The sequence below is a fragment of the Variovorax sp. V213 genome, from assembly GCF_041154455.1.
Taxonomy (GTDB): Bacteria; Pseudomonadota; Gammaproteobacteria; order Burkholderiales; family Burkholderiaceae_C; genus Variovorax.
On record NZ_AP028664.1, the window covers coordinates 686,559 to 707,301 of the forward strand.

At 65.2% G+C, this 20,743-nt stretch carries 21 protein-coding genes, 1 tRNA gene and 2 pseudogenes; 17 read left to right on the forward strand and 7 right to left on the reverse strand.

The genetic code is table 11. The features are described from left to right. Positions 1-8 precede the first annotated feature (8 nt). The 10 genes from ACAM55_RS03310 to ACAM55_RS03355 all read left to right on the forward strand — a co-directional run bounded on the left by ACAM55_RS03310 (position 9) and on the right by ACAM55_RS03355 (position 8,600). The gene (locus ACAM55_RS03310; RefSeq protein WP_369654654.1) at positions 9-1,109 is read left to right on the forward strand and encodes an ABC transporter ATP-binding protein; all 1,101 of its coding nucleotides are present in this window, start codon (positions 9-11) and stop codon (positions 1,107-1,109) included. After that, a complete protein-coding gene (locus tag ACAM55_RS03315; RefSeq protein ID WP_369654655.1) occupies positions 1,106-1,969 on the forward strand; it encodes an ABC transporter permease in 864 nt (287 codons plus the stop codon). The genes ACAM55_RS03310 and ACAM55_RS03315 overlap by 4 nt, the downstream gene beginning before the upstream one ends. Before the next feature lie 2 nt (positions 1,970-1,971). Beyond that, on the forward strand, positions 1,972-2,814 hold the full coding sequence (locus ACAM55_RS03320; RefSeq protein ID WP_015865589.1) for an ABC transporter permease: 843 nt from the start codon (positions 1,972-1,974) through the stop codon (positions 2,812-2,814). Positions 2,815-2,826: 12 nt separating this feature from the next. After that, positions 2,827-4,029: a mandelate racemase/muconate lactonizing enzyme family protein gene (locus tag ACAM55_RS03325; RefSeq protein WP_369654656.1), complete on the forward strand. Its 1,203-nt coding sequence runs from the start codon at positions 2,827-2,829 to the stop codon at positions 4,027-4,029. Between the two features lie 4 nt (positions 4,030-4,033). Continuing rightward, positions 4,034-4,720: an aldose 1-epimerase gene (locus tag ACAM55_RS03330; RefSeq protein WP_369654657.1), complete on the forward strand. Its 687-nt coding sequence runs from the start codon at positions 4,034-4,036 to the stop codon at positions 4,718-4,720. 14 nt (positions 4,721-4,734) lie between these two features. Beyond that, complete coding sequence (locus ACAM55_RS03335) at positions 4,735-5,013, forward strand: hypothetical protein (RefSeq protein WP_369654658.1); 279 nt, start codon at positions 4,735-4,737, stop codon at positions 5,011-5,013. Further along, positions 5,006-5,911, forward strand: a complete 906-nt coding sequence (locus ACAM55_RS03340) for a dihydrodipicolinate synthase family protein (RefSeq protein WP_369654659.1) — start codon at positions 5,006-5,008, stop codon at positions 5,909-5,911. Before ACAM55_RS03335 ends, ACAM55_RS03340 begins: the two co-directional genes overlap by 8 nt. 1 nt (position 5,912) lies before the next feature. After that, the gene (locus ACAM55_RS03345) at positions 5,913-6,878 is read left to right on the forward strand and encodes a Bug family tripartite tricarboxylate transporter substrate binding protein (protein WP_369654660.1); all 966 of its coding nucleotides are present in this window, start codon (positions 5,913-5,915) and stop codon (positions 6,876-6,878) included. 675 nt (positions 6,879-7,553) lie between these two features. Continuing rightward, positions 7,554-8,093, forward strand: coding sequence for a histidine phosphatase family protein (locus tag ACAM55_RS03350; protein ID WP_369654661.1), 540 nt, complete (start codon positions 7,554-7,556; stop codon positions 8,091-8,093). Between the two features lie 6 nt (positions 8,094-8,099). Then, positions 8,100-8,600, forward strand: a complete 501-nt coding sequence (locus ACAM55_RS03355) for a DUF421 domain-containing protein (RefSeq protein WP_369654662.1) — start codon at positions 8,100-8,102, stop codon at positions 8,598-8,600. A gap of 143 nt (positions 8,601-8,743) precedes the next feature. On the opposite strand, the gene ACAM55_RS03360 is transcribed toward ACAM55_RS03355, so the two are convergent. Further along, the gene (locus ACAM55_RS03360; protein WP_369654663.1) at positions 8,744-8,998 is read right to left on the reverse strand and encodes a hypothetical protein; all 255 of its coding nucleotides are present in this window, start codon (positions 8,996-8,998) and stop codon (positions 8,744-8,746) included. Between the two features lie 137 nt (positions 8,999-9,135). On the opposite strand from ACAM55_RS03360, the gene ACAM55_RS03365 reads away from it, so the two are divergent. Together ACAM55_RS03365 and ACAM55_RS03370 are read left to right on the forward strand one after the other, a co-directional pair. Next, entirely contained in the window at positions 9,136-9,288 is a 153-nt protein-coding gene (locus ACAM55_RS03365; protein WP_369654664.1) for a hypothetical protein, read from the forward strand. A gap of 1,285 nt (positions 9,289-10,573) precedes the next feature. Beyond that, a pseudogene (locus tag ACAM55_RS03370) lies at positions 10,574-10,708 on the forward strand (alkylhydroperoxidase); the annotation flags it as partial. 12 nt (positions 10,709-10,720) lie between these two features. Here ACAM55_RS03370 and ACAM55_RS03375 read toward each other — a convergent pair. Genes ACAM55_RS03375 through ACAM55_RS03385 form a run of 3 tightly spaced genes read right to left on the reverse strand, consistent with a single transcriptional unit; the run spans position 10,721 to position 13,768 of the window. Further along, positions 10,721-12,472: a phosphoethanolamine transferase gene (locus ACAM55_RS03375; RefSeq protein ID WP_369654665.1), complete on the reverse strand. Its 1,752-nt coding sequence runs from the start codon at positions 12,470-12,472 to the stop codon at positions 10,721-10,723. 56 nt (positions 12,473-12,528) lie between these two features. Further along, positions 12,529-13,098, reverse strand: coding sequence for a phosphatase PAP2 family protein (locus tag ACAM55_RS03380; protein ID WP_369654666.1), 570 nt, complete (start codon positions 13,096-13,098; stop codon positions 12,529-12,531). Then, positions 13,085-13,768 (reverse strand): phosphatase PAP2 family protein, encoded by a 684-nt coding sequence (locus tag ACAM55_RS03385; protein ID WP_369654667.1) that lies wholly within the window; start codon positions 13,766-13,768, stop codon positions 13,085-13,087. Before ACAM55_RS03385 ends, ACAM55_RS03380 begins: the two co-directional genes overlap by 14 nt. A gap of 336 nt (positions 13,769-14,104) precedes the next feature. Between ACAM55_RS03385 and ACAM55_RS03390 the strand changes: the two are divergent. Further along, positions 14,105-14,218, forward strand: a pseudogene (locus ACAM55_RS03390) (PIN domain-containing protein); the annotation flags it as partial. A gap of 324 nt (positions 14,219-14,542) precedes the next feature. Here ACAM55_RS03390 and ACAM55_RS03395 read toward each other — a convergent pair. From ACAM55_RS03395 to ACAM55_RS03405, 3 genes are all read right to left on the reverse strand, one after another. Beyond that, positions 14,543-15,772, reverse strand: a complete 1,230-nt coding sequence (locus ACAM55_RS03395; protein ID WP_369654668.1) for a tyrosine-type recombinase/integrase — start codon at positions 15,770-15,772, stop codon at positions 14,543-14,545. Positions 15,773-15,946: 174 nt separating this feature from the next. Next, positions 15,947-16,021: transfer RNA gene (locus ACAM55_RS03400), tRNA-Arg, on the reverse strand. Between the two features lie 89 nt (positions 16,022-16,110). Beyond that, the gene (locus ACAM55_RS03405) at positions 16,111-16,347 is read right to left on the reverse strand and encodes a hypothetical protein (protein ID WP_369654669.1); all 237 of its coding nucleotides are present in this window, start codon (positions 16,345-16,347) and stop codon (positions 16,111-16,113) included. Between the two features lie 314 nt (positions 16,348-16,661). Between ACAM55_RS03405 and ACAM55_RS03410 the strand changes: the two genes are divergently transcribed. The 4 genes from ACAM55_RS03410 (at position 16,662) to ACAM55_RS03425 (ending at position 20,731) form a co-directional block, all read left to right on the forward strand. Next, positions 16,662-17,687, forward strand: coding sequence for a Bug family tripartite tricarboxylate transporter substrate binding protein (locus tag ACAM55_RS03410; RefSeq protein WP_369654670.1), 1,026 nt, complete (start codon positions 16,662-16,664; stop codon positions 17,685-17,687). A 119-nt stretch (positions 17,688-17,806) separates the two neighbouring features. Further along, the gene (locus tag ACAM55_RS03415) at positions 17,807-18,328 is read left to right on the forward strand and encodes a tripartite tricarboxylate transporter TctB family protein (protein ID WP_369654671.1); all 522 of its coding nucleotides are present in this window, start codon (positions 17,807-17,809) and stop codon (positions 18,326-18,328) included. 21 nt (positions 18,329-18,349) lie between these two features. Then, the gene (locus ACAM55_RS03420; protein WP_369654672.1) at positions 18,350-19,879 is read left to right on the forward strand and encodes a tripartite tricarboxylate transporter permease; all 1,530 of its coding nucleotides are present in this window, start codon (positions 18,350-18,352) and stop codon (positions 19,877-19,879) included. A gap of 15 nt (positions 19,880-19,894) precedes the next feature. Then, a complete protein-coding gene (locus tag ACAM55_RS03425) occupies positions 19,895-20,731 on the forward strand; it encodes a cytidylate kinase family protein (protein ID WP_369654673.1) in 837 nt (278 codons plus the stop codon). The last annotated feature ends 12 nt before the right edge of the window (positions 20,732-20,743 follow it).

Sequence of the window (20,743 nt, forward strand, 5' to 3'; positions counted from 1 at the left end):
GTGTCTCCATGACTTCAGACTTTTCCGAGTTGCGCCTCGATGGCGTCACGCGCCGCTTTGCCGCGGGCAAGGGCGTGCAGAGCTTCACCGCGCTCAATGCCTTGACCATGACGGTCAAGCGCGGCGAGTTCATCGCGCTGCTTGGACCCTCGGGCTGCGGCAAGTCGACGGCCCTCAATTGCCTGGCCGGGCTGCTGCCCTTGACGGATGGAGGCATCTGGCTCGACGACACGCGCATTGATGTGCTGCCGCCTGAAAAACGGGGCTTTGGCATGGTGTTCCAGAACTATGCGCTCTTTCCGCACATGAGCGTGGCGCGCAATGTCGCGTTCGGGCTGGCGATGCGCGGCGTGCCACCCGCCGAGTCGGCGCAGCGCGTGAAGCGGGCGCTGGACCTGGTGCAGCTGAACTCGCAGGCGCACAAGCTGCCCGGCCAGTTGTCCGGCGGACAGCAGCAGCGGGTCGCGATCGCCCGAGCGATCGTCATCGAGCCGCCCCTGGTGTTGATGGACGAGCCCTTGTCGAATCTCGACGCCAAGTTGCGGCTGGAGATGCGCGCCGAGATCCGGCGCATTCACCGCGAACTGGGACGATCGACGATCTACGTCACCCACGACCAGGATGAGGCGCTGTCGCTGGCCGATCGCGTCGTCGTCATGAAGGACGGCGTGGCACAGCAGATTGCCGAACCACAGCGCATCTACGCGGAGCCGGCCAACCTGGACGTGGCCCGCTTCATGGGCTATCGCAACCTGGTGGAGCTGAACGTGCGCTCGGAGGGCGGCGCGTCGGTGCAGCTCGCCGGCAGCGGCCTGGCGCTCAACGCGCGGGCGATGCAGCCACTCGCCAGCGGCAAGGCGATGCTCGCGATCCGACCCGAGGAATTCGACGTCGTCTCTTCACCGGTGGACAACAGCTTCGCCGCCCGGGTGCTCAATGTCGAATACTGCGGCCACGACAACATCGTCGACGTCGAGGTGGCCGGCGGGCTCAAGCTGATCGTGCGCACGACGATGCGCCTGCGAGTCGGCGATCTGGTCACGCTGGCCATTGCGCCGGACAAGGCGCTGGCCTATCCCGTCGATGCAGCCTCGGGCATGGTGCCATGACCAGCGCCAGCCCGTCTTCGTTCGACCGGTCCCTGCTGCTGCTGGTGCCGGCGACACTCTTCATGGTGGTGCTGTTCGTCTATCCGTTCCTCTACGGCTTGCAGCTGTCGTTCCATCCGATGGAAGGCAACTGGTTGGCGAACTACACGCAGTTCTTCACCACCGGCAACCTGCGCGACACGGTATGGACCACGCTCAAGCTGGCCATTCCCGCCACCGTGATCAACGTCGGCGCGGCGCTGCCGATCGCCTATCAGATGCGCCGCAGCAGCCGCTTCCAGAAATTGATCACCACGTTGCTGGTCATTCCGTTGACGCTGGGCACCGTCCTGATCGCCGAGGGCATGCTCGGCTACTTCGGCCCCAAGGGCTGGCTGTCGCAGTCGCTCCAGTGGCTGCACATCTACGAAGGCCCGATCCGTCTGACGCACAACTACTGGGGCGTCCTGATTTCGCTCGTCATCTCGGGTTTCCCGTTCGCGTTCCTGCTCACGCTGTCGTACATCACCGGCATCGACCCCAACCTGCCACGCGCTGCCTCGACCCTGGGCGCAACGCCGTGGAACCAGTTCAGGCATATCTATCTGCCGCTGCTGGTCCCGGGACTGGCGATGGCCTTCGCGCTGTCGTTCGTGCAGGCCTTCTCGGTGTTTCCGTCGGCGGTCCTGCTCGGGTCGCCGGCCGGTGCCACCCGAGTGATCTCGATCGCGGCGTATGAGGCCGCCTTCGAGCGCTACGACTATTCCATGGCTTCGGCCGTCGCGATGCTGATGGGCGTGGTGCAGCTGTTCGTCGTTGCCGCGGTTCTGGGCGCGCGCGGGATGTTCTATCGGGGCCCCGTCTCCGGCGGCAAAGGTTGACCATGGATACGCATCGTCTGCTGATGAAACTCTGGAAGTCACTGGTTGCACTGGTGATGGGCTTCTTCATCGTCAATGTCGCACTCATGGTGGCCGCGGTCGGCACCAGCTCGGTGGCCCGCCGCTGGCTCGGCACCTGGCTGCCCGATGGCTACACGTTCAACTGGTACCAGACCGCCTGGCAGGAGTTCCAACTCGACAGCGTGCTGTGGGTCACGATCGAGGTGGTCGCCGCCGTCGTGTTCCTGTCGATCCTGATCGGCGTGCCGGCGGCGTACGCGCTGGCGCGGCGCAACTTCCGCGGCAAGAACCTGCTGATGGGGCTGTTCCTGTTGCCGCTGATGATCCCTCCGATCACCTATGGCATTCCGCTGGCGACCGTGATGTACCAGGCGCACATCGCGGGCACCATCTTCGGCGTGATCCTGGCGAACATGATTCCGGCCGTGCCGTTCATGATCCTGGTGATGACGCCGTTCATCGAGCAGATCGATGCCAACCTCGAATCCGCCGCCCGCGTGTTCGGCGCCAACACCTTCAAGCTGTTCTGGCATGTGCTGTTGCCGCTGCTGGCGCCGGGCATTCTGGCGGCCTCGCTGCTGGTGCTGGTGCGCACCATCGGCATGTTCGAGCTGACCTTCCTGACGGCCGGCCCGGATTCGCAGACGCTGGTGGTGGCCCTGTACTACGCGGTCTTCGCGGCGGGCGTTCGTGCGCCGCAGTCGGTCGATGCAATGGCGATGGTCTACATGGCGGTCACGCTGGCCTGGCTGCTGATCGCGCTGCAGTTCGTCAACCCGACGCAGCTGGTCAGCCGCGTCAAGGAACATCCAAAAACGGCCTGATGCCGCCCCCCCATGAAGATCACGCAAGTCGATACGGTCCACGCGGCCGCCTATCCCAACATCTTGTGGGTGCAGATCCACACCGACACCGGCCTGGTGGGCCTGGGGGAAACCTTTCGTGGCGCCCAGGCCGTGCAGGGGCAGATCCATGAACTGATCGCGCCCTACCTGCTGGGAAAGGATCCGCTCGCCATCGAAGCCCACAGCCAGCACCTGCTGTACGGCTATGTCGGCTTTGCCAGCAGCGGCGCCGAAACGCGCGCCGCTTCCGCGGTCGACATCGCGCTGTGGGATCTGTTCGGCCAAGTCACGCAACAGCCGCTCTACCAGTTGCTCGGCGGCGGCGTGCGCGAACGCGTCCCGGTCTACAACACCTGCGCGGGCTACACTTACAACAAGGCCCCACAGCGTCGTTCGGTGACGCAGGCCAGCGCCGACGTCGCGCCCGAAGGGCCTTACGAGGACCAGGTTGCATTCGTCAAGCGCCCAGCGGCGTTGGCCGAAAGCCTGCTGTCCGAGGGCTACAAGGCGATGAAGATCTGGCCCTTCGATCCCTTCGCACAGGCCAGCGGCGGGCAGTCGATTTCGGCCCGCGACCTTGACACTGCGCTCGAGCCATTCCGCGAAATCCGGCGCGCTGTCGGCTACGAGATGGACATCATGGTGGAGCTCCATTCGATGTGGAACCTGCCGATGGCCGTGCGGATCGCGCAGGCGCTCGAGGAGTTCAAGCCCTATTGGGTTGAGGACCCGATCCAGATGTCCAACCTCGACACGATCGCCGAATTCCGTTCGCGCACCCGCATTCCGGTCTGCGGCAGCGAGACGCTGGCCACCGTTCAGCCATTCATCCAGCTGCTCAAGAACAATGCGGTGGACTATGTGATGCTGGACCTGGGCTGGGTCGGGGGTCTCTCCGAAGCCACAAAGATCGCGACCCTGGCGAAGGCCTTTCACAAACCGGTCGCGCCGCATGACTGCACCGGCCCGGTCGTGCTCGCGGCGTCGCTCCACCTGGCGATGAGCACGACCAACGTGGTGCTGCAGGAAGTGGTGCGCGCTTACCTGGGGGGCTGGTATCGCGAACTCGTGACGCAATTGCCCGATGTCCGCGCCGGCCATGCGACGGTTCCGCCCGGCGCGGGCCTGGGCCTGGCGCTGTCGCCGGCGCTGCTGCAGCGGCCTGACGTCACCATCCGCAGTTCGAAGTCGTGAGCGGATGGCGATGCATCTGAACGTGACGCCCGACACCACGCTGTGCAGCGGAGCGCTGACGGCGACGCTGGCGCCGGCTGCCGGCGGACGCGTCACCAGCCTCAGCTCCCGCGCAACCGCGGGCGAACGAATCGACTGGCTGGTGCCGCTCGACGACCCCGTCCGCGCCAGCGGGTTCGAATCCACCCGGTGGCCCAAGGCCGGCTGCTATCCCCTGGTTCCGTTTTCGAACCGCATCCGCGATGGCCGCATCGCCGGCACGCAGGGCAGGGTGCAGTTGCCGCTTCATCCGGGGGAACGGCACGCGCTACACGGCGTCAGCCAGCAGCGTCCATGGCACCTCGAGCGACACGCAGCGGACCGCGCCACCATGACCTATGTCCATGTGCCGGGGGATCACGGCTGGCCATGGGCTTTTCGGGCCGAGCAGGGCGTGGAGCTCGACTCCGCAGGCATCACGCTGAGCCTGCGGGTCACCAACGACGACCGGGAGCCGATGCCAGGCGGTTGCGGCTTCCATCCCTATTTCCCGGCCCGCTTCGCGCACAGCCTGCAGTTCGATGCGCGCATCGTCTGGCCGGCGGACGTCGAATTCCTCGCGAGCACGCCGGTGCTGACTGGTGCGGCGGACGACTACGCGTCGGCGAACGCCTTGCCCGATGTCGAATGCACCCGCTACTACGGCGGGTGAACGGACAAGCGCGGATGGCGGCGACCGATGGTCCCGCCATCGAACTGCTGGCCAGTTCCGCGCTGCAGCACCTGGTGCTGCATCGGCCGGGTCCGGGAGCGTACTTCTGCGTGGAACCGGTCTCGCATGTCGCGGACGCCGCCAACCTGGCTGCGGCGCGCGCTGACACTGGCTGGCGGGTGCTCGCGCCCGGCGAGGCGATGACATGCAGCCTGCGCCTGTCCGTCTCTTCTCTGTCGAGGCAGGCCAATGACAACACCCGCGCAACTACACGAGACCGACGACATGACTGAACCCACAACGCCCCTCAGGACCGCTCTGGACGGCATCTCAGGCATCCTGGTGACGCCCTTCGACGATGCGGACCACATCGCGCCCGATCGCCTGGGCCCCGTCGTCGACCGCGCCATCGAGGCCGGCGTCCATGTGCTGGTGGCCAACGGCAACACCAGCGAGTTCTTCGGCCTGACCATGGCGGAGGCCGAGCGCATGGTGCATGCCGCGGCGGAACATGTCCGTGGCCGCGTGCCCTTGCTGGGTGGCGTGGGGCGCAGCGTCCACGACGCCTGCGCCCTGGCGCGCGCCTCACGCAAGGCAGGTGCCGCTGCCCTGATGGTGCATCAGCTGACGGACCCTTTCGTCGCGCCCAGCGGTGTGGTCACGTATGTGCGCCGGGTTGCCGATGCAGCGGACGGCCTGCCTGTCGTGCTCTATCTGCGTGACGACGCGATCGGTCTGCCGGTGATCGAAGCCCTGTGCCGAATCCCGCAAGTCATCGGCGTGAAATGGGCGTCGCCCACGCCCTTGCGCCTGGTGCAGGCCATGGCGCAGGTGGCCGATCGCGGCCTGGCCTGGGTGTGCGGACTGGCCGAGCCCTGGGCCCCCCCGATGTATGCGGTCGGTGCCCGCGGCTTCACCTCGGGGCTGATCAACGTGCGGCCCGACCTGTCCGTGCGCATTCACGCCGCGCTCGCGAAGGGAGATCACCAGCTGGCGATGGAATTGATCGGCGGCATCGCGACGTTCGAGGAATTGCGCACGCATGAGCGCAACGGCTCGAACGTGAGCGTGGTGAAAGCGGCGCTGCAATACGCGGGGCGAGACTGCGGCGCGGCGCGGCCGCCCAGCACCTGGCCGCTGCCAGAAGCGGACCTGGCGCAGCTCAAGCAGCTGGTCGACGGCTGGCAATAGCATGGAACGCCGCTTCTTCGCCGCCCTCCTGTTCGGCCTCATCGCTGCTGCGGGCTGGCCTGTTGCCGCACAGACTTATCCAGCCCACCCGGTGAAGCTGGTCATCCCGGTTCCGCCCGGCGGCAGCGCGGACGCGGTCGGGCGCCTGCTTGCCAATGCGGCGTCGGCGGAGCTGGGGCAGCCCATCATCGTCGACAACCGTGCCGGAGCCGCCGGCAGCGTGGGAACGGCGTCGGCGCTGAAGGCGCCGGCCGACGGCTACACGCTGGTCCAGTGCAGCATTGGCAGCTGCGCCATCAATGCGAGCCTGTACAAGAACATCGGCTACGATCTGTTCAAGGACATGGCGCCCGTGATCCTGCTGGGCGCATCGATCAATGTGCTCACCGTCAACAACGAGGCGGGCATCCGCAGCGTGAAGGACCTGGTCGACCAGGCCAGGCGCCGGCCCATGGCCTACGCGTCTTCGGGCGTAGGCGCGTCCAACCACCTCGCCGCCGAGTTGCTCAAGAAGATGGCGGGCATCGAGCTGACACATGTGCCGTACAAGGGATCGGGGCCTGCCATCACCGACCTCATCGGCGGCCAGGTACCGGTGTTCTTCGACAACGAGCCTTCCATACTGCCCTTCATCAAGCAGGGCAAGGTGCGTGCGCTGGCGGTGACGGGCAAGACGCGCTCGGCCAATCTGCCGGACGTCCCGACGATGGAAGAACTGGGTTTTGCCGGCTTCGTCATCGAGCCGTGGTACGCCTTCGCGGCCCCGGCGGGCACGCCTGAGCCGGCGATCCGGCGGCTTAATACCGCGTTCAACAACGCGCTGAATCAACCGGCGGTGCGCGACAGGATGGTCGCTATGGGCATTACCCCGGCGGGCGGCTCGCCCGAAGTGCTCGGTCGCCTGATCCGCAGCGAATACACACGCTGGGCGGAGTTGATCCGCGTGCAAGGTATCAAGGGAGATTGAGGGCCAGCGGCCGCAATGCGGTGCGAATACGCCCGTCAGAGACCCACCAGCAAACGCGAAGGCGAAGCGTCAGAGATCCGCTGGAGCTTCGTTCGCACCTTGCCGCGCCTTCCCGGAGCCGAGCAGCAGCACGCCCCGGAACTTCCCACCGACAGCTTCGCGTCCGGAGCGACCGTTCCCGGCTGGCCCCTTGATCGAACGCGGGGCGCCCGTACTTCTGCGTGAAGGCACTCTGGACGTGTACCCAATCACTGGGGTCCGACATTGTCCGACTTCAGTGGCTGCGGCCTGGACACCCAAGACAGCTTGGTAGGGTTAGACGACGAAGTGCAGCGGGCGTTCTGGGACAAGTGGGTGGCGGAGCGCGTTTGTGAACGACGTCCTGTGCCGTACTTCGAATGGCGCCAAGACGCGCAAGAGTCGCCGGGCCATTCTGCGTTCGGACTAGTCCAAGTCTTTCGGTCGAAAGTTCACCGCTCTCTTATTTCCCGATCAGAACTTGGAACCAGGGCTTTTGACGGCGCGCAATCGACGCGCGCCGCACCGTCTCGAAACGACGCGGCAATGGATGCCCCAAAGCGGCGCGGCGGGTCCCTACACGTACGGATATTTTCTTCATGGAGAAGAGAAGCAGCCGGGCAGCGCCACCGCGGAGACGGCGCAACCATCGATCGCATGTCCAAGCTCATAATGATCATCCGCCATGGCGAAAAGGGCGAAGTGCCGATGGTCGGCGTCGACCGCAATGGCAACGTAGACCAGCACAGCCTGAACCTGCGCGGTTGGGAGCGAGCAGGTGCGTTGGTGGGATTCTTCGCGTGGCCTCATCTGCAGGGTATCGCGACGCCTCAGCACCTGTATGCACCTCGTCCGACGTCCGAAGCACCGAGCAAGAGGCCGGCCCAGACGCTTCAGTCCCTGGCTGCGCGTCTGGGCGTGGTCTTGTCGACGGCGTATGAACAGAATGGGCAAGAGGCGCTCTGGCGCGAACTGCAGGGCGTCGAGGGGGTGGCCCCGGTGGCGTGGGAACACAAGTCGATCATCAAACTCGCCAACCTCATCATGGGACGCGACGATCGGACACCGCAGGACTGGCCAGACGATCGCTTCGACGTGATCTGGCGCTTCGCACGGCGTGGAAACGGTGACTGGCAATTCAGCCAAGTGCCCCAGTGCCTTCTTGCGGGCGACTCGCCCATCGTCATTGCCGGATAGCAAGATATGCAGACCGTCGCGGAGCTCGCCCAGTCCCCGTTCGGCAGCGGCACCGAACTCTCCCCGCTGCAAATGGTGTGCCGGGCGATCGCCGTCTTCATCGCGGCCCTGGTGCTCATGCGCGCGTCCGGGCGGCGCTCCTTCGGGCAACACACGGCGTTCGACATTTGCGTGACAGTGCTGCTGGGGGCCGTGCTGAGCCGGGCCGTGGCGGGAGCCTCGCCCTTTTGGCCGACGCTCGCCGCCGGCGCGGCGATCGCGCTCCTGCATCGCCTGCTGGCTTTCGTTTGCGTGCGGGCACCGGCCCTGGAAGCGTGGCTGGCCGGCAAGCCCGTAGAAATTGTGCGCGATGGGGTCGCGGACGAACGAGCCATGCATGCCGCTCTCGTCTCGCTGGAAGACCTGCGCAAGGAGATGCGCAAGCATGCGGGCCATGACGACCTGGCACGGCTGAAGCGCGCCATGCTGGAGCGCGACGGCAGCGTGAGCATCGCGGCGGACAGGTAGCCGCAGGCCCTGAGTCAGTGAAACGAACCCCAGCACACTGCTGCCGCCGACACATGCGCACTTGAGCTGACGGCGATCGATATGCACGGCTTTGACAACCGGCACCTGCGCTCCCGACGAAGAGAGCCACCGGTACCCACACCTCATGGAGCCGGCCCACAACCACCAATACGCCCAGCCAGCAGCTCGGCGAATGGGTAAACATGGGCGTAGATCACGAAACTGCGTGCCAACAGGTCGTAGTTGCGGAACATAGTCGAGAAACGCTCCATGTCCTGCAGCAGCTTGAGAAGCGCCATGAGGCACATGCTGAATGCGATGACATCGAAAGCAACTGCAAACCGATCAACGGCCGACCCGCCGACAGCAAAGCCGGCGCCCGCCATGAGCAGTGCCACTTCCTGCCGCCCCGGAAGATGACCTGAACTCGTTCGGAGTTCTGGTTCTGTCAGCGCGAAGTGAAATCGTCCGACATGCTCTTTCGTAATTGCAGCCGAGAGTGGATCCCTGCTGCCAACAAGGAAAGGAGTCTCCGATGATCCGAAAACTTGCCTCGGGGGGATACCGTCTTTATTCGCGCAAGACCGACCCGAAGACCGGCAAGCGCCGCAACCTGGGCACATTCAGCTCGCGAGAGCAGGCGCAGCAGCACGAGCGCGAGGTTCAGTACTTCAAGCGCCACGGCTGAGCACCTAAGGCGCCGCGCACGAAAGGGCCGCTGGCGTTCAAGGGTCAAGAGTCGTAGGCATCGCGAACAGCGCCCCAGGCAGGTGCGGAAGGGGCGCTCCCCGAGATCGATGCGACCGGTTCTGCGCACGGTTTCGCGAAAGACGTGCTCGACGCGCTGGTTCGGCCTGCTGCGCCGGCACGCTCGCTCTTGGGCGGGTGACTAATTCCATCGTCAACGTAATCCCATTCGTGACTCCCTGGGAGTCCATCGATCCGATTCTCGTCTGCGCGCATCACGTCGAGTTCCCGAGATCGGGCCTGCCGGTGCCACGCGCGATTGGCGGATGTGTTTCGGCAAAAAGGTCCCTGGCTTTCCGGCGCACCTCCATCGAGGCTTCGAGACCATCGCCATCCTCAGTCAGGGGGTTAGAGACCACTCGGACTCTAGGCGGGCGCTCGGTTCGGAGCGACGGGACGTGAGCCCATCTTGACGGCGGCCTTGGTCAGCGAGCTCCTGTTGGCTGCCACCGATGCGACAGCCAACCGCAGTGCGCTGATCGAAGGACCTTCGTAGAGACGGCGCGCGCTTACTTTTGTATCGCAGCAAGCGCATGCCCTCGAACTATTGTTGGATTGACGAATAGCGAACCGGCCCGCCAAACTCAGTCGCAGTCGCTTGAGGACTTGATGACTTGAGGAGTTTGAATGCTAGCCAGTCTGCGCCAGCTATATCGCCGCGGTTCGCCGCATCGGAAGAATGCCTTCATTCTGGTGTCTACGTTGACTGCACTATCGTCCTGGCTTGTGTTCTGGTTTGGCGAGTGAGGCACGGGCGGCGGTCATCGGGGCCAGGCCAGCAGCAAACCTTCTTCTTCGTCATCGTTTACGTCGAAGCCTGATGAGCTGCGAGCGTTCATCCGCTCGAGCGCCGCGAAGCCTACCTCGTGCTCGGTCACGCACCACCAGGTCTGCCGGGTCTGGATCGGCTTGCTCTTCGCGCCGCGAGCGCTGATCTCGACGCCGTCGCGTGTTGCCGTAGTGGAAGCAGAAACGTCCGGCGCTGGATGGGCCCTGCATGGTCACATGCGGTTGAAAGGAGCCGCCACCTAAGCTCAGGCTTTCAACACTTCGCGGGACATCCGCGCGGCAAATATCCAGCCAGACAAGCGCGCCTCGTTACGAGAAGCGGGCGGTAGGACCACCGCCGCCCCGTCCTTCTTACCGCTTCCGAGGATCGTCCGCAGGATTGATGTAGGCGATGCCTCCCGGACCGGTGAACTGAACTTGCAGGATGGCCTCCTCGCGACGACGAAGACATCTGGGACATCGCGGCGACCACCGCCTTCTTCGGCCTGAGCAACCGGCTTGCGAGCTTCAGCGGCATGCAGCCGAACCCCGAATTCTTCCTGATGGGGCGGCTGCCCCGCGAGAAGAAATAGCGGGCCGCGGCTTCAGGCCTTGTTGCGGCAGGACGCGAGCGCGTCCAGGGCGGGCTTGTAGGTGGAGTTGCCCACGTCCATCAGCCCCAGCACCGTGTGATAGAGGTTGTCGTGCGTGAGCGGGGTGTCGAGCCCCGCTTCCATGCACGGGCGCGAGAGCTTGCGCCGCTGGCTCATGCCGTCGCTGAACCAGGTGACCATGGGCACGTGCTTCTGGGCTTCCGGCGCAAAGCTGTAGGGCACGCCGTGCAGGAACAGGCCGTACTCGCCGAGCGATTCGCCATGGTCGCTCACGTAGAGCAAGGCCGGGTCGTACTGGTTCGACTGTGCCTTGAGCCAGTCGATGGTCTGGGCGAGGAAACGGTCGGTCTGCGCAATCGAGTTGTCATAGACGTTCTGCAGCTCCGCATGGCTGCACTCGGCCAGCGCGTTGGTCTTGCACTCGGGCAGGAAGCGCTTCACGTCCGGCGCAGAACGCTTGTAGTAGGCCGGCCCGTGGCTGCCCATCTGGTGCATGACCAGCACCACGCCCTTGGCGCGGCGATCGGCCGGCAGCGCCGCAATGCGCGCGTCGAGCCCCTTGAGCATCACGTCGTCCAGGCATTCATCGCCATCGCACAGCGCACTCTTCAGAGCCGGCGAAAGGCTTTCGAACGCGGAGGCGTTCGGAATGCGCGCGCAGACGTCCTTGCAGCCGGCCTGGTTGTCGAGCCACAGCACCGCCAGCCCCGCGGCCTGGAGCACGTCGACCAGGTTCTCGTAGTCGTCGTCGCGCGATTCGTAGCCCTGCTTGCCCAGCGGCGAGAACATGCATGGCACGGAGGCCAGCGTGTTGGTGCCGCACGAATGCACGTCGCGGTAGCTCAGCACGCCGCGCGCCGCCAGCTCGGGCGTGGTGTCGCGCGCATAGCCGTTGAGACCGAAATGGTCGGCCCGGGCCGTCTCGCCCACCACCAGCACGAACATCGGCGGACGGGCCTGGCCCGCATAGCTCGCGCCCAGCGTCGTTCCGGCGGAGATCGGAATCAGCTTGCGGCTGCGCTTGAACATCGGCCTGAAGACCACCGCGCCGGCCGAATAGAGGCTGGCCACCGGGTTCATCATGTAGCGCAGGTGAACGTTGTTGCGCATCAGCGGCGCCAGTTGCCGGTTCATCGACACGGCGGCCACCAGAGCAACGGCCAGGGCCAGCAGGAGCAGCGCCGCATTGCGCCAGAGCTTGGAGACGAAGCGCATCGGCACGATGCGCACGCGCCAGAGCGCCAGGGCCGGCAGCAGGACCACCAGCAGCACGTGATACGCCATGCGCCAGCTCATCAGGTCGCGCGCCTCGTTCGGGTCGGTCTGCAGCACGTTGGCGACCATGGTCGGGTCCATCACCACGCGGTACTCGAGCATGTAGTGCTGGACGAATGCAGCCAACAGCACCACCGCGAACCACAGCGGCTTCATCCAGCGCGACCACGCGGTGAAGGACAGCAGCGCCACGGTGGCGCACACCACGAACACCGCCATGGCCGCGCTCGTGAACAGGTAGGTGCTGGGCGCGCCGCCGATGCGCGCCAGCTCGTTCCACAGCGGCCAGTTGGCAGCCAGGGCAAGATAGATGCCGAGCCAGACCAAGATGTTCTGCGCCGAGCGCGGCTGCGTCAGCCACAGGTCGATGCGCGCCCAGAGCGCGCGTGCGGGCGCCGGGTAGGAGGCACTGGCCGCCAGCACTCCCACGTCCCGCCCCGGCGTGGGTTCGATTTTTGAAAAAGACATGTACCAATGTAGGAAGCGCAACTGAAGGAAGCCTGAATTACGCGTTCAGCCGGCGTTCAGGTTCGCGCCCTTTTTGCCCTCAGCCGGGGCCGCATGTAGGCCCGGAGCGCCAGGTTCAGCGGGCGGCTGATGCCGCGCTCCACCACGATCGACACCAGGGCGGCAAACATCACCCCGACGACCACGTCGAGCGGAAAGTGCAGCCCGAGGTACACGCGGCTCCATCCGACCACCGCGGCCACCGCCAGCGCGGCGAACATGGGCACGCGCCAAGGCAGGCACCAGAGGGAAAACGCCGCCGCGAAGGTGCACGCGGCATGCAGGCTCGGAAAACCCGGCCGTGCGCCCTGCGGCGCCCACTGAATGCCGAGGCCGTAGAAGGCAGGCCGCTGGAACGGCATGACCGAGCGGAACACGTTCACGAAGAGCCAGACCGCCAGCACGCTGACCAGCGCGGTGAAGCAGGCATAGCGCAGGCGGCGGTCGAGCACCGCTGCGCCGAGGATCGCGGCGGCCAGCAAGGCCGGCAGCACATCGGAGGCAAAGCGCGCGAAATAGATGCTCCACGCCGGCGCCGCAGCGCTGGCGTTGATCAGCGCGAACAGGGCGACATCAAGATCCTGCATGCAGGACGGCGGGCTGGGCCGCTGGCAGTCGAGGGGCCCGGGGTGCGGCGACGAGGTCGATGACAAAGCCCAGCGCCCAGCAGATCCAGGCGGTCCAGAGCGTATGGCTCATGTAGTGCGCGCCCCGCAACTGCTGCGACAAGCCCAGCATCAGCCCTGCGGCCAGCGACGCGCCGAGCCAGAGGATTGCAGCGCGCGGCGACACCCGGCGCAGCACGAAATAGCCGCCCGCATAGGCGAATGCAGCGGAAGCGTGGCCGGCCGGAAAACACCCGCCCGCGCCGCCGTCGTAGACCTTCCACGCCCAATGCGACACGTGGCTTGCCACGCCGCCGAATTCCTTCAGGTCCCACGGGCAGCTCGTGTGGCTCGCGTGCTTGAGCAGGCTGACCGCAAGCACCGAGAGCAGCACGGTGAAGGCCAGCTGTGCCCGGGCGCGAACCGGCAGCCGCCGCAGGATGCCCAGCGGCCAGCGGATGCCGGCGAACAGCGCAATCACCAGCAGCCAGCTCAGGTTCCTCGCCCCCTCGTGCATCACGTGAACCAGAAAGGCGTTCTCGCGCCACGGAAAGCCCATGGGGGTGCCCGCCAGGTGTGCCAGGGCGAGATCGCCCCCCGTGGTGTCCCACGCCAGCGGCAGGGCCAACGCAAGGAGGGTCAGCCCCCCCATGCGAAGATTCGAGGGATTCGGAAGATTCGGGACACGCGTCATGGGCAGAGCAACAAACAAGCCGGAAAATCCCCCCAGACTACTTTCGTGGCCTGAACAGAGCCTGAAGCGGCCCTAATCGCAGCAGGGCGCTGCGGGCATCGGCGAGGCTGGAAGCGACATCGACCAGCCTCTCGCTGCTGCCTCAGGTGCATGCGCTGCGCGAACCGCCCATCGTCATCGTGCTGACGGCGCGCGCCAGGTCACCGACCGCATCCGCGGGACCTCAATAGCGCGAAGTGGTCCATCCACATCCGCGATGAGTGGAAGCGCAGCTTGTTGCGGGACAGGCCCAGCATGGGAGTCCAGATTGCCGCTGCTGCGCAAGCCATGGAGGACGCCATTCCGGACTGCCTCGTCTCGGGCTACGAACACCTGATCGAAGGCTCGAAGCTACCGGACCCTGATGACCGCCATGTGCTGGCGACTGCGATCACTGGGCACGCGGATGCGATCGTGACGTGGAACGAAAAGGACTTTCCCAGGGAAGTGCTGGACCCGTTCGGCATCGAGGTACAGACCCCTGACGAATTCGTCCTCAACCAGTTGATGCTGGAGAAGCTCACCGCCCTCGCGGCTTGGAAGCGAATGCGCGAGCGCTGGGCCCGGCCGCAGTACGACGCGATCGCGTTGGTCGCCCTGCTCGAAAAGCGCGGGTTGCCCCAGACTGCGGCGCACCTGCGCGATGTCGTGGCACTCATCCAGCTGGCTTGGCAGGAGCGCGCGGACTTGGTGCTATGTCATCTGCCGCAGCGTCAAGGGAATCACGTCGGCACCGATGCGCAGCTTGTCCAGGTAGTCCGCCCAGCGCTGCATCATTTCCCGGCGCGCGGGGAGATGTGCGGTGCGGTTGTACGCACGACCGTTGGTATCCCTGACCATGTGGGAGAGCTGGTGCTCGATGAAGTCCACGCGCTCGCCAAGCACTTCGTCCATGATCGTCCGCGCGGTTGCCCTGAAGCCGTGGGCCGTATGGACCTCGGCGCTGTAGCCCATCCCGCGCAGAGCGGCATTGATCGTGTTCTCGCTCATGGGGCGTTCACCCGTCCGTATGCTGGGAAACACAAACCGTCCATGCCCTGTGATCGGGTGGAGGTTGCGCAGGATCTCCACCGCTTGGGTTGCGAGCGGCACGACGTGATCGACCTTCATTTTCATCTTCGGGCCGGCGATGCGCCACTCGGCCGCGTCCAGGTCGATCTCGGCCCATTCCGCGGTGCGCAACTCGCCAGGGCGGACAAACAGCAGAGGGGAAAGCTTCAGCGCGGCAACGGTAGTGGGGTGGCCGCTATAGGCATGGATCGAGCGCATCAGGTCTGCGACTCGCCTGGGCTCGGTAATGGCGGCGAAGTGCTTGGTCGCTTTCGAGGCCAGAGCTTCGCTCAGATCGGCGGTTACGTCCCGCTCTGCCAGTCCCGACACCACTGCGAAGCGAAACACCTGCCCGCAAAGCTGCTTGACGCGATGGGCGGTATCGATGGCGCCGCGTGCTTCCAGCTTGCGGACAACTCGCTCCAGAATGTCGCGCGGGCCGATGGTGGACATGGGCATCTTGCCGATGAAGGGGAACACGTCCTTCTCGAGCCATGTCTTGACCTTGAGCTGCGTTCCACTCGCTCGTTTGGCCGCAGTCTTTCCCAGCCACTCGCGCGCAACCGCCTCGAACGTATTCGCCGCCGCGTCGGCCCGGGCTCTCTTTTCTTCGCGCTTGGCCGCGCTCGGGTCAGTCCCGTCTGCCAGCAGCTCGCGGGCGGCGGCGCGGCGATCCCGGGCTTTGGCCAGCGAGACCTCCGGGTAGGTTCCCAGCGCCAGCGTTTTCCGCTTGCCGGCGAAGGTGTAATCCATTCGCCAGTATTTCCCGGCAGTCTTGACCAACAGGTACATCCCGGCGCCGTCGGCATATTTGTCGCCGATGGCCTTCCCGGTGGGCTTCACCTGCCGAACAAACGTGTCTGTCAGTGCCATCTCAACTCCTTGACGGTATCTCGTCATGGGGATTTCCGGGATACCGGCAAAAGTAACGGTATTTCCGTGCGATGGGATGCTACGCCGGGCGTCGTCGCGAGGCAAAGAAAAACCCGCTACGCTTTGGAGCGTGCGGGTTTTTGATGTGGGGTGAGACGCCGTGATTCGGGTCCTTGGTGCCTTCGACAGGAATCGAACCTGTATCTGAGTCTTAGGAGGACCCCGTTCTATCCATTGAACTACGAAGACGGAGGGCGGCCCGGACTTTACCAGTTCGGGGCGGCTCCGGCGCGGCGGTTGCCTGAGTCGCCGGCGTGGCCGGCGTGGCCGGCTGCTTCTCAGCGCAGGCCGATGCGCGAGGCGTGCCAGCGCAGCACGTCGGCGCGCAACGGGTCCGACGCCTCGATACGGTCGGCCCGCACCTGCAGGGCGCGCATCTGCTCGACTTCTTCGATGACCTTGCTGGGGCTCAACAGGGCCTGAACGAGCACGCTGGCCTCTTCGGCAAACGCCTTGAGCGCGCCAGCCAAGCCACCGAATGCGCTCGCGCCGGACGTTCGGTCAAGGGTAGGCATAAAGGAACTCCTGGATTTCGTGGATGGGTTGAGTTGCCCTCCATTTTAGGGTTTACCCGGATTCCACTCGGCATGGCGTAAAAGGCCGCGCAATGCGTGCCGCTTTGCATGGCGCCGCTCACGTGCGGAGGCCCCATCGGACGCCTTGACCCGCTTGCTCTCGTATCACGCGGCGCGGGCTAACCCCAAGACAAAATCTCGGAAAAGTTGACCATGGTCAAGCAAGCGAAGTTCTACCAGCGCGCACCATCTGCCCTGTTCGCATCTCGGCTCAGATTCACCAAAAAAAGAGCGCACCTTACACAGGAGACAACATGATGAAGAACTTCTTTTCGCGCACCCGCGCTTGTCGGGCAAAAGTCTTCACCGCGGCCATGTTGGCACTCGCGGTGGCCACGCCAGCCTTCGCATGGGAACCCACCAAGCCGGTGGAGTTCGTGATCCCCGCGGGCACCGGCGGAGGCGCCGACCAGATGGGCCGGCTGCTGCAGGGCATCGTCATCAAGTACAAGCTCATGAAGGAGCCGCTGATCGTTGTCAACAAGTCGGGCGGCGCGGGCGCCGAGGGCTTCCTGGCGGTGAAGGAAGCCAAGGGCGATCCGCACAAGATCGTCATCTCGCTGTCCAACCTGTTCACCACGCCCATGGCCACCGGCGTGCCCTTCAACTGGAAGGACATGACCCCGGTCGCGATGTTGGCGCTCGACCAGTTCGTGCTGTGGACCAACGCCGAGCAGCCGTACAAGAATGCCTCCGAATACATCGCGGCGGCCAAGGCGGCGGGCCCGAACAAGTTCAAGATGGCCGGCACCGGCTCCAAGCAGGAAGACCAGATCATCACCGTGGCGCTCGAGAAGGCCACCGGCACCAAGTTCATCTACGTGCCGTTCAAGGGCGGCGGCGAGGTGGCGGTGCAGCTGGTGGGCGGCCACGTGCAGTCCACCGTCAACAACCCGATCGAGGCGGTGGCCCAGTGGCGCGCGGGCAAGCTGCGCGCGCTGTGCGTGTTCGACGACGAGCGCATGCCGTTCAAGGCCAAGGTGACCGAGACGCAGTCGTGGAACGACATCCCCACCTGCAAGGAAGCTGGTGTTCCGACCAAATACACCATGCTGCGCGGCATCTTCATGCCGCCCGGCGTGACGCCCGAGCAGCGCGCGTTCTATGTCGACCTGCTGACCAAGATCGCCGCCACGCCGGACTGGAAGGAATACATGGAGAAGGGTGCCTTCAACCCGACTTTCATGACGGGCGACGCGTTCACCAAGTGGCTCACCGAAGCGGAAGCCACGCACCGCACGTTGATGAGCGAAGCCGGCTTCCTGGCCAGCAGCAAGTAGCGGCAATCGGGCGCCCTGCAGCGCTTCCTGCCTGAAGAGACTGCCGCCGGCCGGGCGGCGGGCGGGGCGCTGCACTCTCGTTTTTTTCACGGCACATACATACGAACGATGAGGACTCCATGGAGCACGACGAGATTTCCGACGGTGCGCCGCGCAGGGGCGTAGCGACCAACCTGGTCGAGGCGGTGGTTGCGCTGGTCCTGGTGGTGATAGGCCTGGTGGTGATCTACGAGAGCCAGAGGCTGGGGTCGGGCTGGACCAGCGATGGTCCCGGCGCGGGGTACTTTCCGTTCTACATCGGCGTGATCATCACCATCTCGGGGGCCGGCATCCTGTACCAGGCGCTGCTCGGCAAGAACAAGAAGACCGAGGTCTTCGTCGACACGGTGCAGCTCAAGCGCGTGCTGTCGGTGCTGGTGCCGGCCACGGTCTATGTGCTGGCCATTTCGGCGCTCGGCCTGTATGTGGCTTCGGCGATCTACATCGCGTTGTTCATGGTCTTCCTGGGAAAGTACTCGTGGGTGAAGAGCGTCATCGCGGCGCTGGCGGTCAACACGGTGTTCTTCTTCATGTTCGAGGTGTGGTTCAAGGTGCCGCTGTTCAAAGGCGCACTCGATCCCCTCCGCTTTCTCGGCTACTGAATCTCACGGAGCAAATGCGAAATGGATGAAATCAGTGCCCTGATGCAGGGCTTCTCGGTGATCCTCACACCCATGAACATCGGCCTGATGTTCGTCGGCATCATCCTGGGGGTGCTGATCGGCGTGCTCCCCGGGCTGGGTGGCGCCAACGGGGTGGCGATTCTGCTGCCACTCACGTTCACGATGTCGCCCACCTCGGCGATCATCATGCTGTCGTGCATCTACTGGGGCGCGCTGTTCGGTGGAGCCATCACCTCCATCCTGTTCAACATTCCCGGCGAGCCATGGTCGGTGGCCACCACCTTCGATGGCTACCCGATGGCGCAGCAAGGCAACGCCGGCGCCGCGCTGACCACCGCGTTCACGTCGTCCTTCGTCGGTGCGTTGCTGGCGGTGATCATGATCACCTTCCTCGCGCCGCTGGTGGCCAAGTTCGCGCTCAAGTTCGGGTCACCCGAATTCTTCGCGGTGTACCTGCTCACCTTTTGCAGCTTCGTGGGCATGGGCAAGGGGTCGCCGTTCAAGATCCTGGCCTCGATGGCGCTCGGCTTTGCGCTGGCCAGCGTGGGCATGGACACGGTCACGGGCCAGCTGCGGCTCACGTTCGGCCAGTCCGAGCTGATGCGCGGCTTCGACTTCCTGATCGCGGTCATCGGCCTGTTCGGCATCGGCGAAATCCTGCTGTCGATGGAAGAAGGCCTCAAGTTCTCGGGCAAGACCGCGAAGATCGATCCGAAGGTGGTGCTGCAGACCTGGAAGCAGCTGCCGCAGTACTGGGTGACCTCGCTGCGCAGCTCGCTCATCGGCATCTGGATGGGCATCACGCCGGGCGGGGCCACGCCGGCTTCGTTCATGGCCTACGGCCTGGCCAAGAAGATGTCGAAGCGCGGTTCCAAGTTCGGCACCGGCCAGATGGAAGGTGTCGTGGCGCCCGAGACCGCGGCCCACGCCGCCGGCACCAGCGCGCTGCTGCCAATGCTGGCACTCGGCATTCCGGGTTCGCCCACCGCCGCCGTGCTGCTGGGCGGCCTCCTGATCTGGGGCTTGCAGCCCGGACCGCTGCTGTTCGTCGAGCAGAAGGATTTCGTCTGGGGGCTGATCGCCAGCATGTACCTGGGCAACATCGTCGGCCTCATCGTGGTGCTGAGCACAGTGCCGCTGTTCGCTTCGATCCTGCGCATTCCGTTCTCGATCATTGCGCCGGTGATCATCGTGATCTGCGCCATCGGTGCCTACACCGTGCACAACGCAATGCTCGACATCTGGTTCATGCTCGGTTTCGGCGTGGTTGGGTATCTGTTCAAGAAGCTCGACTTCCCGCTGGCGCCGCTGGTGCTGGCGCTGGTGCTAGGCGACAAGGCGGAAGACTCGTTCCGCCAGGCCATGCTGGTCTCGCAAGGCGACGTGATGATCATGTTCTCGAACCCGCTGGTCGGCGGCATCACCACGCTGGCGCTCTTGCTGCTGTTCTGGCCGCTGATCTCCAAGGCGCTGGCGCTCGTCAAGCCCAAGAAGCACGACGAGTTTGCCGTCGAACGGCCCGTGGACTGAGCGGAGAACAACAACATGCCAGTGATTGCACTCACCCAGGAGATGGGTTCCCTCGCCAAGGATGTGTCGCTTCGGCTCGCCGAAACGCTCGGGCTCGAGATCATGCGCCACGAGACGATCGAGCGCGTGGCCGACCGCATGCAGGTGCCGACCAGCTTCATCGGCCGCCTGCGTGACGGCAAGGCCGGTTTCGTCGAACGGCTCACCGCCGACCGGCGCAGCCTTGCGCTCTTCACGGCCGAGGAACTCTTCGCGCTGGCGGACCGCGGCAACGTGGTGCTGCGCGGCTGGGGCGCGACCTGCCTGCTGCGGCCCGTGCCGCACGTGGTGTGCGTGCGCATCACGCGCTCGATGAAGAAGCGGGTCGAATGGCTGATGGCGCACCTCGAGACCGACGATGCCGAGTTCGCCGAAGCCGAGATCCGGCGCAGCGACGACGCGCACGCGGCGCGCATGCATGCGCAGTTCGGGGTGACATGGGGCGACCCGGTGCTCTACGACCTGGTACTCAACACGGACCGCCTTTCGGTGGACAGCTGCGTGGCGCAGATCCGCGCGCTGGTGGAGCGCCCGGAGTTCGCCGAGACACCGGCCTCGCGCGCGCTGCTGGCCAACATGGCGCTCGCGTCGCGGGTGAAGTCGGCGCTGAAGGACAACGAGGCGACCAGCGACATCCGCGTGACCGTCGAGGCCGACCAGGGCAAGGTCACGCTGAGCGGCATCGTGCTCGATGCAGGGGAGCGCGCGCTCACGCAGGAAGTGGCCTCGAGGGTCGACGGCGTGAGCGGCGTCGACAACGCACTGCGCCTGATGACCGTTCCGCGCCGCTTCGCGTCGGCGAAGCAGACCTGAGCACCGCGCGCG